This is a genomic window from Bacteroides sp. 3_2_5 (assembly GCF_000159855.2).
In the GTDB taxonomy this organism is placed as follows: domain Bacteria; phylum Bacteroidota; class Bacteroidia; order Bacteroidales; family Bacteroidaceae; genus Bacteroides; species Bacteroides fragilis.
This window is the reverse complement of the sequence record NZ_JH636043.1, coordinates 175246-192810: the sequence shown is the minus strand read 5'-3', so window position 1 is coordinate 192810 and position 17565 is coordinate 175246. Positions and strand designations below refer to the sequence as shown.

Genomic DNA, 17565 nt, shown 5'->3' with positions numbered 1-17565 from the left:
GATGGTTTTGACAGGTTCAAACTGAATCTGTCAAAACCATTCTGGGTTTAAATATTATAATCATTCTCTTCCAATGACCTGACGAGATTCGCCATATGTCACTGTTGTTGTTTTATCCGGTCTAACCTGTATTCCGATGTCCGAATACATATCAGAAGAATCATCAGAGGGTTTTATATAATAATTCCCTATATTCAACGATACTTTCAATACTCCATTAACATTCGGGGATTCTACTAAAATGGGGTACTTAGTATTCTCCATCGAACAAATAGCAACTTTGAGTCCCTTTGTCGGTTTGGCGAATGTTATAACGAGCTTACCTTGTAACTCCTCTGCATCGTTAGAACATGATGATACACCTAGTAGTATTCCAGCCAATATCAGGCACAACCACGTAATTCTTAATTTTTTCATTATTCTTATCGGTTTAAATTAAATATATTCTTAATGACGGATATAAACATTCTCCGTTATACTATAAATGGGATTTAACAAAAATGCTTTCGTTACGAAGGGCTTAGATATGCTCATTTGTTAATACACGGCATTCAACGATTCTATTGTCCTTCTTTGGGGATGAGACAACAAGTACGAGCGACAAACAAAGGGAATAAAATTTTTTCATAATTAAAATTAGTTCAGCTTATGCAAATTTACAAGTTTTTTCTTGTCAGAAAAATACCTATTAATTGGTATTTTATTAGTGGAATAATAGAATTGAGTGAAATTTGATTGAGAGTTTGCAAATAGCGACCAAAACCCTTCTCTTATTGGTGAAAAAGAGGAATAATTCGCTCTTTTCTGGATTTGGATGGGGAAGGGACAGAGCTGCCCGCCAGATATAGTTATAAACTGATTAAAACTCTTTTTTTCTTTCCAGACCACATGCCGGCAGAAGTTTCTGATTGGATACGCCAAGCATATTCCATTGCTTTTTTTATGTATTTAATGATGTGTTAGCGGAAACAGATACATGTATACAATGTCATGTGGAATATACCCGGATCGAAGATTTGTCCGGAGAAACGGGTGAGGGATGCCCGCCCCGATGGAACTTGCACATAATAAGTAGGGTGTAGCCATCCGGGACCGATAGCTACACCCTAACCCCGGTATGGCTACACCCTAAGCATCGGATGGCTATACCCATTTATATGGAGAGATATGTTTGCGGAATTACTTTCCGTTGTTATTTTGCTGTTCCAGACCTTGAATCCGTTTTTCAAGCGCAGCATATTTTTCATCTTTCTCTTTGAGAAGACGCTCGTAGAGTTCGGTGATTTTATCAATCGGATTAAAAGTGTTAGTTATACTATCGTTGTTATATCCTGTAGATCCCATTGAGCTGTCTTTATTGTCATGCACATTATTTGTGATATTCTCAAATACCACAGAAGGTGCATCCTCTTCCAGCGTTTTCAGATATTCTACCGGCACATTCAGTGCCCTTGCGAATCTATTTAGCATTTCATCCTCAATCACCCGCATCTTCTCGTATTTGGATACATTCGGTTGTGTCATGTTTACGAGTGCTGCCAATGCGTCCTGCTTGATGTTTTTCTCGATCCGGGTGCGCCTTATGTTATGTCCGTGATGGACATTTACATTCTGTATTTCTTCTTCTGTTTCCATGTTCTTTTTGCTTTTTGAACAACGATTTCCGTTAAAATGTTCCGTTCGAAGCAAATATACGAAAAAATGGAATAAGATGAATAAAATGAATATTACTTTGCTTAAAAATAGAATATAAGGAATACGTATATGCTTGCAGAATCAACTGTTTTACGCTTATTTTACAGCTATTGAAATAACAACAATACTATTACACACTATGATCGGACTACTGACAACTAAAGAACTTGATTTCCTCACCAAACTGGCTGAACTTTTAAAAGAATACAGTGCCATAATATCTTACGGTCATTGTAGCGAACTGCGTATTCTTGTTTGTGCTGGTGACAGCGAAGATGTGGAAAAATATCCCATTATATTTGAGGACAGCTTTGATGAAAATGAGATTTATGATCTGTTGCGCAAAAACAGAAAACGGATCGAGGAGATTATCGAACGTGAGGTAGCTGAGGCTGTTCCCGAAGGAGAACTATCTCAGCCGGACGATCAGGCCGGATCAATGGCAGACCATTTTCACTAAAGATAGTAAGAAATATGAAATGTGTTCAGAGGCATAACATGGAGAAGGGTACTGCTTCACCTGTTTGTATATTAATGTGCTGTCACATGGTTTTAAGGAAGGGGCGGGACTTATGAAATAACAGTCCCGCCCCTTCACGGCGTGAATAAAAAGTAATGAAATCTTGCTTTACCGGAAAGCTGTGACTTCATTTACATCAACGGAAAATCTGCCATTGAAGGCCATCATATTCTCGAAACGCACTTTAGTACATTCCACCGGTTTTTTAAAGCTTATATAAGCAATTCCATCCATACTCTTGCGGTCGAATACTCCATGGTTCACCCAATTCCCATCCGGTGTTTCAACCATCACTCTACAGGATTTGAGCATATACGAGCCGCTTGGAGAGGTGTTGGTGTCCAGCCTGAACCCTTTGAGCGATTGTTTTTCCGGTAGAATTATCGTCAGATAATTGTTCGCGTTGGAGGTATACCAGTTGTTGGCTGTGAAGTTGCCATCGTTTAACGAACCTAATTTATCCGGGCGTATGTCCGATTTAAAACTGATTTCTTTGTTGAATCCTTTTCCTTCGATCTTTTTATTGCTTGAATCGATATTGTCCAGGCGTATAGAAAGATTTAATTTCACAAAGTATGCCGAGCGGGTTCGGGCGATGGCCAAATGCTCATGCGATCCTTCCATCGTCAGCTTTATGGCCATCACATAACCCGATAGGTTGTTTAACTTCTCAACATCCTTAATCGTTAGTTTCACCGTTGTTTCCAGTTCGCCGGCTTTCAGCACACCGCCTTCAAAGGTGCAGTTTTCGCTCGGAAAAAGAGGTATTCCCTCCGCCATCTCTGGAAAATCGGTTACCAGTTTGTCTTCTTTCATAAGATTGACTTTGATATCTTCTTTGTAAGGCTTCGTCACTTTTACTTTGAACGAAAGTTCGTTCTTTCCCACCAGTGTGGTATTTACCAGGTCGTTGATTGCCTCCAACTGTGTATAAGGATTGCCGTAATATCCCAGGTACACCAGATCTGTGAACGGATCGATGCCGAGTTGCTCACGGATATCTTCTTCGATATACTTATTGTCCATTTGCCAACTTGTATCCTGATCTACGATCTGTATTTCGTCTTTACTGCACGATGCTGACAAAATGAGTAATAGAACCCATAAAATGCTTTGGGCGGATTTTATTCTTCTTTTCATTTTGAATTCCTTTTTATTCTTGATTTACAATTACTAATTCATCTGCCGGGAATTTAACGTTTTCCACATATTCAATGCGGGCTTTCGTGGTTACATTCTCCGTACCGGCGGGAGCTTTCAGGTCTTTGGTCTCCATCTCTTTGCTCAGTGGCAGATACGAAATAAGATGCGGGGTTGCAGGGTCCATCGGGAGGTATAAGTAATCGTTGATTTCCGACTCTGTCAGCGCCTTGTCCCATAAACGTATCTCGCGAAGATAGTCGTTACGGTAACCGGAGTTTCCGACTACGATCATGCTGTTCTCGCCAAAGGTGATGGCACTGTTCTCAAATACCTTCTGGACCTTTCCGTTGACATAGACTGTCGTTTTCTTATCCTTGTGCACATAGGTGATATGCAGCCATTTACCCGCTTGCAGGGGTATTTGAGTCCATGTGTCGTCCCCGTCGCGTCCGTTTTTCACTTGTATGCCGGCAGTAGATGAAATGCGGGTATAGAATGCTCCTCCTGTTCCGTTGCTTAGATAGGCTGTGGTCAGGTTGCTTCGGGTCAGGCTGGAATAGATGGCACTCATTTGAATGGTCCATTCGGCCTTTGTGTGCATTCCGACAGGTTTTATCCGGATGCCTTCTCCACCGCTGACTTTGGCTACCGACGAAAGGATGGAACGATTCAGGAGCAAGATCGCGCTGCGTTGTGAGGGAATCAGCGAATAGTTGGAAGCACCCGTGATGCTCAGGGGAATGGCGTATTTCTTACTGTCGGGGAAATCCTTGGAATTCAGTTGTCCTACTTTCACCATTATTTTTGCTGAAAAGTCACCGGCGGGTACTCGTATGCCTTCGGAGGCGGATAGCTCGTTTCCCTCTGCATCTGCCAGTTTAAAAGCGGAGGGGGGAAGGGGTTCATACGAGGCCCCGTTGTCCTTGTTGTATTTATCCAAGGCCTCTTTGTCATAACCCACTTGTATAGTCACCGGGCTTTGGCTGATATTGGCCAGCCGGGGTGTCAGATAGGTTATTCCGCCATCGGGCTCTAAAGTGAAGTTGACGATGCCTTTATTATCGGGTGTTTCCATGTATACTGCGTTTTCCGAGCCTGAACCTTCTCCGTCGGCATAGTCACAGGCGGAAAAGAGCGGGCAAAGTATGCCGATCGCAATAAACAGATATTTGTAAGATACGTTACATTTCATGTTTCAAACTGTTTTTAGGTTAATTATTTTACGGGAGGATTCATGATAGAGATGGCCTTTCTGATGTTAACATAGGCTTCGTCTTCAAATGCGTCTTCATTAATATGAAAGACTCCGATTCCTCCCACATTGCCTTGTTTGGAAGCCACGTAACCGGCGTATGTACCCGGGAATCTGCTTCGTGCACCGGGCTTGTTCTGAAAGCTTTCCGTAAATACGAGCTGTTCGGGTTTGATATTCAACCGGTTTTGGATATCATTGGTCCATCTCTCAAAACTGGAAGCCGATCCGTTGTAAGATTGAACGACAAAACGGTCGAAATACTGTGCCGCACGCGGGTCCAGCCAGTGGATAGAGCCGTTCAGATGAAACAGTTTGTCCGGGCCCAGCAGCTCGCGCATGGTCTTCATAAACAAGATTTCTTTCTCTTTATTATAATCGCGTGAGCAAGAAGTCAAATTGCCGCAATGGTTGCCCGGCTTGAACGGTGATGCGTATGACGGCTCATAGTCATAATCGAATCCGTCGTAGCCGTATTTGTTGATTGTGTCTACGATGGCTTGCGCATACTCTTTGATGGCTTGAGTATCATCGGCGGGCCATTGGTCGCGTCCCCATTTTATCTGGTCGCCTATATCTTCTATAATCCAGCCGATAATGACTTTGGTTCCTTTGGCCTGTACGCTCCGCAACTCTTTGATTTTTTCTTCGCTCAGAGAGTGCCAGTTTCCCCATATCGAAACAACATCCATGCTGTCCGGCAAAAGAGACAGGCGGGGATATTTTCCCGCTCCGTCCGGTTGCCAGGCATTGAACCACCCGAACATAATGGGGTGCTTGGTGCTTTTGTAAGCTCTCAGGTTCTCCAGGTATTTTTCGTAGGCAGCTTCGTTCTCTTTATGCCTTTTTTCTTCTTCGGCCCACTTGATGGAGTCGCGTTTGGAGTAAAGGTCACCCACTGCTTCGTTTTCTACATCGAGTTTCTCCGGTGAGGTCCAGTCATCGCATGCGACGAAGCCTACCAACAATGCTACTCCGATAAATGTAAAAATGGTATTTCTCATATTCATGTTTCTTTAATTTTCAGGTTCATTACTATTTGCTTTTTTTGTCCCACCATACTTTGGTGGCAGCATTGTCTACTCCTCCCAAATACTGGCTGATGGCGTTGTGGAGGTTTTCGCCGTTTTGTTCATATTCGGTGCGGGGATAGGGCAGTCTCCTTACGCCTCCCAGGTCGTATCCGTTTCCGATCAATACTGCGGAGTTCGTTTTATTTTCGGCAACGACTATTTGGCGGGGATATCCGGTACGTCTCCACTCGGTCCATGCCTCTTGACCGTTGGGGAAGATGGCGAGATATTTTTGAGTGATGATACGTTCCAGTTTTTCTTCTTCCGTAGCTCCGTTTTCCCAACGGATGGTGATGCTGCTCGGAGCATTGGCGCTCAACTCGCCGTTGGAGGTATCGGTGTAGTTGGCCGGTTTGCGGGTGGAGTCTTTCAGATAGGTTTCGGCCGACGAATTGTCCAGTCCATTCTCACTGAACGACATGCGGATGCCTGCGTTGTAGAAGTCGCCGGCACTGCCGCCCATATCGAATCCGGCCAGTGCCCCTTCGGCTTTCAAGAAGCATACTTCGGATGCTTTCATCCAATAGAGAGGGTCGTCTTCATGCACGTTCGGGCGTGTGAATCCGTTATAGGCGTCTCCGGACTTGGCGATCCCGCAACGTACGGCTTTGAAACCATTGTTTTTGACAAAGTATACGGCAGCGCGGGCGTCATTGTATCCTGCCAGGTAAGAATAGATGGTGGCCCCCATACGGGTGTCATTGTATTCTTCGTTGATCACTTTCAGCGGATTCTTCATCTGCAGGCCGGCTCCTTTACCCATCTGGGCTGCCAGTTCTTTACTGTCGATCAGGCCTGCGGGATGCTTCACGGCTTTCTCCGCATATTCTTTGGCGAGTCCCGCATCGGCAAAACGGACACGGATGGCCAGGCGGAGCATCAGCGAATTGGCAAAGCGCATCCATTTATTGACATCGCCGTTATAAACAATGTCGAAGGCAGGCAATACTTCTTTGCTCTTATTCGAGTAATCGTCCAGGGTTTGGACAGCCTCTTCCAGTTCTTTCAGAAAAGAGCGGTATACGCTTTCCTGAGAGTCGTATGCCACTTTAAAAGAACCTTTGCCCACTTGTGAGTAGGGGATGGGGCCAAACATATCCGTAGTGCGGTGCAGTGCCGCGATCTTGATGATCTGGGCTAGGGCATAAATCTCGTCATTTCTTGTCCCTTCATCCTGCGAGATGCGTTTTATCTGCATCCATGGCGAATATACATCCGTCACCATAAAAGAATACACATAGTTCACCCAGTTTTCGTACATGAAATAGTTGGTGAAATTCTTGCTGCCGTTGAATTTGTTGTCTCGGGGAGACATGTATCCCGCCCAGGCGTCACCGGCCAGATTTACTCCGATCTGATAGCGGTTTACCGGTTCTGTACTTTCTGAAGCGGTGCCGATGGGGATTACACTTTTTTCAAGATTGGGCAGGTAGGCTCCGTAAATAACTCCGTCCATCTTTTCATCTTCTTTCGTCGGGAGCAACGGGTTCCGGTTGATATCTTCGGATATACACGAGGTGCATAGTGTTGAACCCAAGAGGGCTATGACCGATAGAGTTCTCCACATATTCTTTACTTTATTTAATTTCATAGTGTTGCATTTTTTAAAGGTTATAATTCAATCTTCACGCTAAATCCCACACTACGCAAACTGGGTGGCATAAAGACATCTCCCCGGTTATAGGTACCTGTCGAAGAGGTCATTTCCGGATCGAATGGGGCTTTATTATAGATCATCCACAAATTGCGCCCGATGGCGGAAACTGTCAGCCGGTTGATCACATTTCCGAACCATTTGCCCGGTAGGGTATAGCTCAGGCTGGCTTCTTGAAGACGGATATTGGTTGCTTTGTATGCATAATATGCCATCAGTTGTTCGCCGCCGATGGTCGTATAATATTTTTCCGCGTCGTATTGGGTTCCGTTCACCCATACACCACCGTTCTGACGCGCTTTATAAGTGTCTTTCGATACACCGTAGTCGTCAAGGAATGCTTGGGTGGAAGAGGTGACAATACCTCCGAAACGTCCGTTGAACAGCAGGTCCAGAGTAATGTTGTTCCAGGTGACATTGTGTCTCCAGCCGATCGAGAAGTCCGGATTGACCGATCCTATCTTGATGCGTTGTGAGCGGTCTACTTTATATCCTCCTTCTTCTTCGATCAGTTTACCGTCTTTGCCCCTGGCAAGGATGCCTTTTACATATACGTCTCCGATGGCGTCCTTTTCCCGCAGGTAAACTCCTCCCTTATCCTGCAGGGTCAGTTCAGTGATGCTGAACAGCGAACCGTCCGAAGGGTTCTTATAGTCATGCACCATCTTCATGATTTTATTTCGGTTGGCTGTATAAGTCAGATTGGTGGCATATCCCACTTTTCCGAACTGATCGTTATAGCCTAATGACAGTTCGATACCTTTGTTGCGCACTTTACCCGCTTGTACATAGAAGCCCGAGTATCCCGAAGCAGGAGACATGCTGGAAAGGAAGGTCTGGTTGTAGGTATCTGTCAGGTACACCGTGGCATCGATATTGATTTTGTTGTTGAAAAGTCTCAGGTTAGTTCCCAACTCATACGATTTGGTTTGTTCTGCTTTGAAGTTCGGGAAAGGATAGACAGATATCGGATTGATGACTCCGCCTTTCATGGGATCGGTGACAGTTCCGGGAGTCAATCCGGTATAGTTGATCGGTCCTCCTACTTCGGCGAAGGAAGCTCTCATCTTCCAGAATGAAATAAATTTAGGCAGACTTACCATCTCAGAGATTACGCCCGACACTCCGACAGAAGGATAGAAATAGGTGGGCTGGTCAGAGTTGACTAACTGGGAAGCCCATTCCTGTCGTCCGGTAAGTGTGAGGTAAAGCATGCTTTTATATCCCAGCTCGGTGCTTACAAAGACCGAATTGTTACGTGTATGGGTGTGCGATTGCGAACCGGGTCCGGAAGCCGGATCGAAGTTATAGGCAGAGAACAGGTTGGGGACGGTAAACAGTTTTCCTCCGATGCCCATGCCGGTGGTCAGGTGATCTTCATAACTGAATCCGGCATTTGCCGTCAGGTTGAAGTTACCGAAATTCTTGTTCACATTCAGCATAATATCCGCATAGGTCTGCTGATATTCTTCCATGCTCCGGTTGTAGGCTCCTTTGTCCGATTGGGCATGCAGCTTGATTGTCGAAGCGTGTAATTTGCGCTCGGAAGTAGTGTTGGTGTTATCCACACGTATACGTCCTGCTATGTTCAGCCAACTGAGAATATCGTATTTTACGTTGGCATAAAACATGTAACGTTTCTTTTTGGAAACAAACATTTCGCGGTTCACAATCCAGTACGGGTTTTCCAGATTCAGGCCCTGATCGCCATAAGACCATTCCTGTATGGGGAATTTTCGGTTGGTGTCATAGCGCTCGTACACCTTGACTGCTTCGAAATCTTCACCCCGCGGAAAGAGATACAGAGGTACCAGCGGATTAAAGTAACGCCCTGCCGACAGCATATTCTGGTCTCCCTGCAGAACATAACTGGCTCCCAGGTCGAGATGGAGTTTGTCATTCAGCATACTCGCGGTGTTGCGTAATGTGAAGTTGTAACGATAGTATTCGTTGTTGGGAATGATGCCGGTGGAGTTTGTTGTTGCCACCGATACGAACGTTTGATTATTTTTGTTTCCTACTGAAAAATTGGCGGCATTCATGATATTGGCGCCTGTCTTGAAGAAGTCTTTCGGGCGGAACGTTGAAGGCTGTTGCAGCATCTCACCCCAACTCTTGTATGATCCTTTTGCATTACCGTATCGGTTTTGAAATTCCGGCATTACATACGGGGTCATAAACTCCGTATTGTTGGAGATCGAGATTTTCAGTTTGCCTTCCTGCCCTTTCTTGGTGTTAATCAGGATAACACCGTTGGCTGCCGATGAACCATACAGGGCTGCGGCGGCCGGACCTGTCAGTATCGATAGACTTTCGATGTCCTCCGGGTTGAAGTCGGAAATACCTTCACCTCCTCCCGGAGTGCTATAGTCATTGTTGATTTCGCCTTTTGAAGGGTTGCCGATAGGCATACCGTCCACCACGTAGAGCACATTATTGTTTCCTACGATAGACTTGGCTCCGCGCATGACAACACGGGTCGCCCCGCCGATGCCCGAGGAACTCCGGTTGATGGATACACCTGCAACTTTCCCGGTCAATCCGTTCACGAAGTTGGCATCTTTCACATCGTTGATAGCATCCGATTTTACCTGCTGAACACTGTAACTCAATGCCTTTTCCGCACGTTTGATACCCAGTGCGGTAACAACTACTTCGTCCAGTGCCTTGGCGTCTTCTTCCAATACGACAGTTAGCGAAGAAGCATCGCCCACTATAATATATTGGGTGGTATAGCCTACGTAGGAGAATTCAATGATATTTCCTTTGGCAGCCAGAATGGAAAATCGTCCGTCAAGACCGGTGACGGTTCCTGTGGGGCTGCCTTTGAAGGAGACGTTGACTCCGATCAAGGGATCTCCTTTGTCATCTTTCACTATCCCCGACAGTTTTTTGCTTTCGACTTCCACTTTTGATTGCGGAATAATCATGATATATTTGTCTTTGATTTTGTAGGAAAGCCCCGTTCCGGACAGGATAGAAGCCAGTGTCTTATCCAGAGATTCAGCATTAATATTCAGGTTAACGCGCTTGGTTTTCTCAAGTTTGGATTCGTTGAAAGCGATCAGATAATCAGATTGTTTCTCAACCTCCCGCAATGCTTCCTGCAACGTGATATTCTTTTTCTTGATTGTTATTTTTACGTTGTTTTGAGCAAAGGCAGCCGTTTGTAGAATAAAACAGCTAAAAATTATAAAAAAAATAGACTTTAATCGATAAAAATTCATAGATTTGAACGAATTTTAGTGTTAAATCATAATATTTATTTCCCAAAAAGTAAAGCATAAGCTTTAACGCAAAGAATTCAGATTTCATATCCGGAATCAGGTGGCCGCCTCTTTCCGGATACTTTTTTACATACTAAACAGTTGTTTTTAAGGTTAAACAAATCAATATATTAAATCATTTTATTTTTTTGTCTCCGGTTTTATATAACATATATTTCCCTTCAGTTCATGACTGAATCCTCCCACAACTTCCTGCATAATGTTCAGGATATCTTCCAAAGTGGATTTTTCACGAAAACGGAAGTTGAATTTATCATCATTAAATAAATTGGCGTTATACTGGAAGGTGACTGCATAGCGTCTTTCCAGCTCGTTCAGGATTTCTGACATGGTGACGCCTCTGAATACGTACATTCCTTTTTGCCAGGCTGTTACGTCTTCGATGTTTGCTTCGGCGAGTCGGCTTTCTCCCGTACTTTTACGATAAGTGACCTGCTGTCCGGGAGTGACGATATAACTCTCTTTCCCATTGTCGCATTCCACTTTTATTTTTCCATGGATCAAAGTTGCAATCATTTCGTTCTCTTCCGGATAAGCAGCGACATTGAATTCAGTGCCCAAGGCTGTCACCGACATGGTACCCGATCTGACAATGAATGGCTGACCGGAGTTTTTCTTTACTTTGAAGTTGGCCTCACCGATTAGGTAAACTGTGCGGGTTTCACCTTTAAACTTTTCGGGGTAGAGCAAGATACTGCCCGAGTTGGTTTGTACTATGCTGCCGTCCGGAAGACGAAGGCTGCTCAGTCGTCCGTCCGGTGTTATGTTTTCAATAAGGGGAGCTTCGGCAAAGTGCTGTTTGGTCATTTGAAAAGTGACCGAAACTGATACGATCAGCAACGCTATGGCAGCCGCATAATGTGCGAAACGGATACGTGGCTGATGTCTGTCCCCGGAGTTGGCTCCGACTTTGGTATATACCGATGCAAGAGAATCCCAAGTAGTCCTGTCCACCTTTCCTTCCGTTTCGTTCCATAAATCGTGCAGTGCCGTCTCCTTTTCCCCGGCATGCTCCTGATCGAGCAGCCATCGGTGGATCTCTCCGGTGAGCTTTGGGTCGGGGTCGGAGGTGGCAAACAAACGGATGATTCTCTGAATATAATTCTTCATTTTTATAGCCTTTATATAGATAAGACAATTAGGTGTGACTGATTACTCAACCGAGATAGAAAAAAAATAGGGTGAGGAGTACTTTTTTTAAATCGATTAGTGCCAAATAGATGTGGCGCTCTACAGTGCGGATCGAAATATCCAGCTCGTCGGCGATTTCCTGATTACTTTTTTCCTGTGTCCGGCTCATTCGGAAGATTTTCCTCCTCTGTTCGGGCATATTGGCAATCGTAAGTTTTATCAGAAGTTCACTTTCCTTGGCATAAAGTTGATCGTGAATGTCAGTTTCGGATATAGCCGGCTCCTCTTTTGTGCATTGCTCCTGATAGGTCTGCCGGATTGATTTATGTTTTAGAAAGTTATAAATATGGTTGCGGACCATAGTATATATGTAGCTGTTCCAAGTTTCCTGATTTTCCCAAATCTCAGGATTAGTCCATAGTTTTGCGAATATATCCTGGGCTATATCCTCTGCATCTTCTTCTGACTTCAACAATTTCCATGCAAACGCTTTGACTTTGGGATAAGTCATAATGAAAAACTGCTCAAATTTCTTCTTCTTATTAGACTCGTTATTTAAAATCATTTAGTAGAATATAAGGCTGATTGTGATTTTTTCAAAAATAAGGCTTTGGTTTTTAAAATTCCAAAAGTAAATGGTTTAAAACAAACAAGCAAATTTTTAATAGATAAAAAAAAGAGACCTCTTTTTAGTTTTATGAAAGATTGAAACGATTGTTTTTATTTTTGTGATGCCGGCAACTTCTTTTATAGCAAACTGATAAGGCATCTGTTTGAACCGCCTGTTAATATTATTTTTTGTGACTGAACGGTTGGCGGAATATCGGCGGGAACTGAATGGGGAGACATATTCCGGTGACGTTGGGAGTACCGGACGGAGGTCGGTAAAATGGTGGACGCGTGAAGGGAATTAAAAAAGCACTACTGGCTCTTCAATATAGTTGGTAATGCCTGTCAAGCCGTTTTCTATTCGTATTTTCGTATGGTTGCAACCAGAAGAGGGATAGTTGTACTCGCAACGCCGGATGGCTCTGCCTGATTGGGTGCGGAGGTATGAAAGGGGGGACATATGTGTGAAAGCAGTTCGATAGGGAGATTTTCGAACCGGAGGTTATTGTAAAGAAGTAGTGTGGATTGTTTAAAAAGAAAGCCCGTCCTCCTTTTAGGAGAAACGGGCTTTCTTTTACTATGACATTATTGGATTCTTTGCTGATTATACGATTCCTTGTGCCATCATTGCTTTGGCTACTTTCATGAATCCGGCAACGTTAGCACCCTTCACATAGTTTACGTACCCGTCCGGTTCGGTACCGTACTGTACGCAAGCTTCGTGAATGTTCTTCATGATGCTCTTCAGTTTTTCGTCCACCTCTTCCGAACTCCAGCTCAGTTTGATAGAGTTTTGAGTCATTTCCAATCCTGACACAGATACACCGCCTGCATTGGCTGCTTTACCCGGAGCGTACAAGATCTTAGCATCCTGGAACACTTTGATGGCTTCAGGTGTAGAAGGCATGTTAGCACCTTCCGATACGGCTATCACCCCGTTGGCAACCAACTTGCGTGCATCGTCTCCGTTAAGTTCGTTCTGAGTGGCTGAAGGCAGTGCGATATCACCCTTTTCACCCCAGGGGCGGGCTCCTTCAACATATTTACAACCATAAGTTTCGGCATATTCGCGGATACGTCCACGATAGAGGTTCTTCAACTCCATGATGTAATCCAGTTTGGCGCGGTCGATTCCGTCCGGATCGTAGATGTAACCATCGGAGTCGGACATGGTAACTACTTTACCACCGAGTTCCAATACTTTTTCGGCAGTGTACTGAGCCACGTTACCCGAACCGGAGATCAGGCATACTTTACCTTTCAGGTCGGTTCCTTTGGTCTTCAGCATTTCCATCAGGAAGTAGATGTTACCGTAACCTGTAGCTTCCGGACGGATCAGTGAACCGCCGAATTCGCGTCCCTTACCGGTGAATGTTCCGGTAAATTCGTGAGATAACTTCTTGTACATACCGAACATGAAGCCTACTTCGCGGCCACCTACACCGATGTCACCGGCCGGTACGTCGGTTTCAGGACCGATGTGGCGCCACAGTTCGAGCATGAAGGCTTGAGTGAAACGCATTACTTCGGCATTTGACTTTCCGCGTGGAGAGAAGTCCGATCCACCTTTACCGCCACCCATAGGCAATGTGGTCAGCGAGTTTTTAAATGTTTGTTCGAAAGCAAGGAATTTCAGAATACCAAGGTTTACAGAAGCATGGAAGCGGATACCTCCTTTGTACGGGCCGATGGCGTTGTTGTGCTGAACACGGTAACCCATGTTGGTCTGCACGTTGCCTTTATCGTCTACCCAAGTTACACGGAACTGGTATACTCTGTCTGGAATGCAAAGACGTTCAATCAGATTGGCCTTGTCGAATTCAGGATGTTTGTTGTATTCTTCTTCAATGGTAGAAAGAACTTCTTCTACTGCCTGATGATACTCCGGTTCGTTGGGGAACCTTCTCTTCAAATCTTCTAATACCTTAGCTGCATTCATAATTCTTTTTTCTTTTTAATATGATTGTTTTTAAATTCTATCGTCTCTGTTGATGACGTTGCAAAAGTAAACATAAAAATCGAACTAGCAAGCATTTTATAAAGAAAAACGGCATAAAACATCAAAATTGATATTTTATGCCGCAAAAAAGGAATAAAAAGATATTATTTATTCTTTTTAAGTGATTTATAGACGGGAATAAACACTAATGCTGCCGAAATGATAAGCATAAGTATGGTAGGACCGTCAATACGTTCGGCGTATACCAATACTATGTAACAAAGCGCCACCCAAAGCAGAATGATACAAACTATTTGTGATTTGGATAATGGCCGTTTCATTTATTAGCTTTTTTCTTTTCTACAATAGCGTCGATCACAGCCACGGCTGTGATGTTTACGATGTCGCGTACTGAGCTTTCTATATCCGTAAAGTGGATAGGTTTGTTCAGTCCCATCTGGATCGGGCCGATGAATTCGGTATCCGGGTCCATGGCTTGCAGCAGCTGATATCCTGCGTTGGCAGAACTCAGGTTGGGGAATACCAATGTATTGACATCCTTGCCGTTGAGGCGGGTGAAAGGGTACTTAGAGTCACGGAGCTCGCGGTTCATGGCGAAGTTCACTTGCATTTCACCGTCAATTGCCAGTTCGGGATATTCCTGTTGCATATAGGCCACTGCCTCGTGTACCTTCAGCGGGCTTCCTGCCTGGTCGGAACCGAAGTTGGAATAGCTCAGCATGGAGATCACCGGAGTATGATTGAAGAATCTGACAGTTTGATCGGCCAGTTTGGCTATATCTATCAAAGTGGAAGTATCCGGATGACGGTTGATCAAAGTGTCAGCCAGGAAGTAAGTTCCCTTTTTGGAGTTCAGGATGTGCATGGTTCCGAAATGTTTGTATTCCGGACGGATGCCGATAACTTCTTTCGCTACTTTGATGGTATTGCTGTATTTGGTGTACAGTCCGGTGATGAAAGCGTCTGCGTCTCCGGTTTCAACCATCATCATACCGAAGTAGTTGCGCTCGAACATCTTGTCGTTGGCCTCTTCGTATGTAGCACCTTCGCGGGCACGCTTCTGGGAGAGGATGTGTGCATAGCGCTCACGGCGTTCCGCTTCACGGTCGTGGCGGAGGTTGATGATTTCGATTCCGTCCAGGCTCAGGTCGAGTTCTTTGGCCAGTTTCTCGATGCGCTCTTCGTTACCTAATATAATAGGATGGCAGATTCCTTCCGATTTGGCTTCGACAGCAGCTTTCAACATGTTGGGGTGTCCGCCTTCGGCAAATACCACACGTTGCGGATTGCGACGGGCCGTGTCGTAGAGTTGGCGGGTCAGCTGAGATTCCTGTCCCATCAATTCGCGGAGATGTGTTTTATAATCATCCCAGTTCTCTATATTCTTACGGGCAACACCACTCTCCATAGCGGCACGGGCCACGGCGATGGATACTTCCGTGATCAGGCGGGGATCTACCGGTTTCGGAATAAAATATTCCGGACCGAAGGTGAAGTTGTTCACATGGTAGGCTTCGTTCACTACATCGGGTACGGGCTGTTTGGCCAGATTGGCAATGGCGTGTACAGCGGCAATTTTCATCTCTTCATTGATCGCTTTCGCTTGCGTGTCGAGAGCTCCGCGGAAGATATACGGGAAACCGATTACATTATTAATCTGATTGGGATAATCCGAACGTCCGGTTGCCATCAATACGTCCGGGCGGGCTGCCATGGCGTCTTCGTAAGAGATTTCCGGGGTCGGGTTTGCCAGGGCAAAGACGATAGGCATCGGAGCCATGCTGCGCACCATATCCTGCGACAAAGTGTTTCCTTTGGAGAGTCCTAAGAATACGTCGGCATCTTTGATGGCTTCGGCCAGTGTGTGAATATCGGTACGGTCGGTTGCGAAATAACGCTTCTGTTCGTTCAGGTCGGTGCGTGCCTTGCTGATAACACCTTTGCTATCGAGCATGACAATGTTTTCAAGGCGTGCGCCCAATGATACATAAAGCTTCGTACACGATACGGCCGAAGCACCTGCACCGTTTACTACGATTTTTACATCTTCAATCTTTTTACCGGCTACTTGCAAGGCATTGACCAATCCCGCACTGGAGATGATGGCCGTTCCGTGCTGGTCGTCATGCATTACGGGAATGTCGAGTTCCTCTTTCAGGCGGCGTTCTATTTCAAAACATTCGGGTGCTTTGATATCTTCCAGGTTGATACCCCCGAAAGTAGGGGCGATGGCTTTGACGGCTTCGATAAATTTGTCGGGGTCTTTTTCATTGACTTCGATATCGAATACATCGATTCCTGCATAGATTTTGAAAAGCAAACCTTTACCTTCCATTACCGGTTTGCCGCTAAGAGCGCCGATATCACCCAATCCCAGAACAGCTGTACCGTTTGAGATAACAGCTACCAGATTGCCTTTGGCTGTATATTTATAAGCATCTTGTGGGTTCTTTTCTATTTCGAGGCATGGTTCTGCCACGCCGGGAGAGTAAGCGAGAGATAAGTCGGTTTGTGTACTGTAGGGTTTGGTAGGTACCACCTCAATTTTACCGGGTTTGCCCTGTGAATGATAGAGCAATGCGGCTTCTTTGGTTATTTTAGCCATGATTATGCGTTTTAATAAAGGTTATCATTTGCCCGCAAATGTAGGAATAAAAGTTCGAAATCGTAGTCTATCTGATATAAATTCTATTAAATTAATAACAAAAAGCCACAAAAAGATGAAAATGTATCCGGTTTTTTGCGCTCTTATTGCATATTTATAACAAATCGGTTGTCGATTTTGGATAATTGTGCTTGTAGCGGGCTTTTATATAATTAGGAGTCGGGGGAGGTAAAGGAAGTCCCCCGGATAACTATTTTCACTATAAATGACTATTTTCCGCCGAAAAGTTTTTGTAATATCAGAGTTAATCGTATTTTTGTGTACAATTTTGGTGTAGTGATGACAGAAGAAGAAAAGAAGCTATTAAGTACCTTTGAAGCAAGGCTGCGGCATTTAATCTATCTGCACGATGAATTAAAGCGCGAAAATGCTGAGTTAAAGCAACTTCTCGAAGATGAGAAGTCCGAACTCGAAAAGGCGAGAGCTGAATACAAAGCGTTAGAATCAAGCTACACAGACCTAAAAACAGCTACGACAATCAGCCTTAACGGCAGCGACGTAAAAGAGACGAAGCTGCGATTGTCCAAATTAGTGCGTGAAGTCGATAAATGCATCGCTTTGTTGAATGAATAACAT

General features: G+C 44.7%; 14 protein-coding genes. 2 read left to right on the top strand and 12 right to left on the bottom strand.

Translation table 11 applies throughout. From position 1 onward, the window contains the following. Positions 1–60: 60 nt before the first annotated feature. Together BSHG_RS19150 and BSHG_RS19155 are read right to left on the bottom strand one after the other, a co-directional pair. Positions 61–417 (bottom strand): hypothetical protein, encoded by a 357-nt coding sequence (locus BSHG_RS19150; RefSeq protein ID WP_005790457.1) that lies wholly within the window; start codon positions 415–417, stop codon positions 61–63. A gap of 762 nt (positions 418–1179) precedes the next feature. Further along, a complete protein-coding gene (locus tag BSHG_RS19155; RefSeq protein WP_005802441.1) occupies positions 1180–1635 on the bottom strand; it encodes a helix-turn-helix domain-containing protein in 456 nt (151 codons plus the stop codon). 199 nt (positions 1636–1834) lie between these two features. Here BSHG_RS19155 and BSHG_RS19160 point away from each other — a divergent pair, with 199 nt between their 5' ends. After that, positions 1835–2155 carry a hypothetical protein gene (locus tag BSHG_RS19160; protein WP_005790449.1) on the top strand — a complete coding sequence of 107 codons (321 nt, stop codon included), beginning with the start codon at positions 1835–1837 and terminating at the stop codon, positions 2153–2155. A gap of 168 nt (positions 2156–2323) precedes the next feature. Here the strand turns inward: BSHG_RS19160 and BSHG_RS19165 are convergent, their stop codons facing one another. From BSHG_RS19165 to BSHG_RS19205, 10 genes are all read right to left on the bottom strand, one after another. Further along, complete coding sequence (locus BSHG_RS19165) at positions 2324–3355, bottom strand: BT_3987 domain-containing protein (protein ID WP_005797859.1); 1032 nt, start codon at positions 3353–3355, stop codon at positions 2324–2326. A 13-nt stretch (positions 3356–3368) separates the two neighbouring features. After that, positions 3369–4550 (bottom strand): DUF1735 and LamG domain-containing protein, encoded by a 1182-nt coding sequence (locus BSHG_RS19170; protein ID WP_008657335.1) that lies wholly within the window; start codon positions 4548–4550, stop codon positions 3369–3371. 23 nt (positions 4551–4573) lie between these two features. Further along, positions 4574–5614 (bottom strand): endo-beta-N-acetylglucosaminidase family protein, encoded by a 1041-nt coding sequence (locus BSHG_RS19175; RefSeq protein WP_005790443.1) that lies wholly within the window; start codon positions 5612–5614, stop codon positions 4574–4576. 31 nt (positions 5615–5645) lie between these two features. Further along, positions 5646–7274, bottom strand: coding sequence for a RagB/SusD family nutrient uptake outer membrane protein (locus BSHG_RS19180; RefSeq protein ID WP_005797856.1), 1629 nt, complete (start codon positions 7272–7274; stop codon positions 5646–5648). Between the two features lie 20 nt (positions 7275–7294). Continuing rightward, on the bottom strand, positions 7295–10564 hold the full coding sequence (locus BSHG_RS19185; protein WP_008657333.1) for a SusC/RagA family TonB-linked outer membrane protein: 3270 nt from the start codon (positions 10562–10564) through the stop codon (positions 7295–7297). 180 nt (positions 10565–10744) lie between these two features. Then, complete coding sequence (locus BSHG_RS19190; protein WP_005797855.1) at positions 10745–11734, bottom strand: FecR family protein; 990 nt, start codon at positions 11732–11734, stop codon at positions 10745–10747. 46 nt (positions 11735–11780) lie between these two features. After that, a complete protein-coding gene (locus BSHG_RS19195; RefSeq protein WP_005790435.1) occupies positions 11781–12320 on the bottom strand; it encodes an RNA polymerase sigma-70 factor in 540 nt (179 codons plus the stop codon). A gap of 648 nt (positions 12321–12968) precedes the next feature. After that, positions 12969–14303, bottom strand: coding sequence for an NADP-specific glutamate dehydrogenase (locus tag BSHG_RS19200; RefSeq protein ID WP_005790434.1), 1335 nt, complete (start codon positions 14301–14303; stop codon positions 12969–12971). A gap of 164 nt (positions 14304–14467) precedes the next feature. Further along, a complete protein-coding gene (locus BSHG_RS21005; RefSeq protein WP_002562412.1) occupies positions 14468–14644 on the bottom strand; it encodes a hypothetical protein in 177 nt (58 codons plus the stop codon). Continuing rightward, positions 14641–16929 (bottom strand): NADP-dependent malic enzyme, encoded by a 2289-nt coding sequence (locus BSHG_RS19205; RefSeq protein ID WP_005790429.1) that lies wholly within the window; start codon positions 16927–16929, stop codon positions 14641–14643. The genes BSHG_RS21005 and BSHG_RS19205 overlap by 4 nt, the downstream gene beginning before the upstream one ends. Positions 16930–17268: 339 nt before the next feature. Here BSHG_RS19205 and BSHG_RS19210 point away from each other — a divergent pair, with 339 nt between their 5' ends. Continuing rightward, positions 17269–17562, top strand: coding sequence for a hypothetical protein (locus BSHG_RS19210; RefSeq protein ID WP_010993398.1), 294 nt, complete (start codon positions 17269–17271; stop codon positions 17560–17562). The last annotated feature ends 3 nt before the right edge of the window (positions 17563–17565 follow it).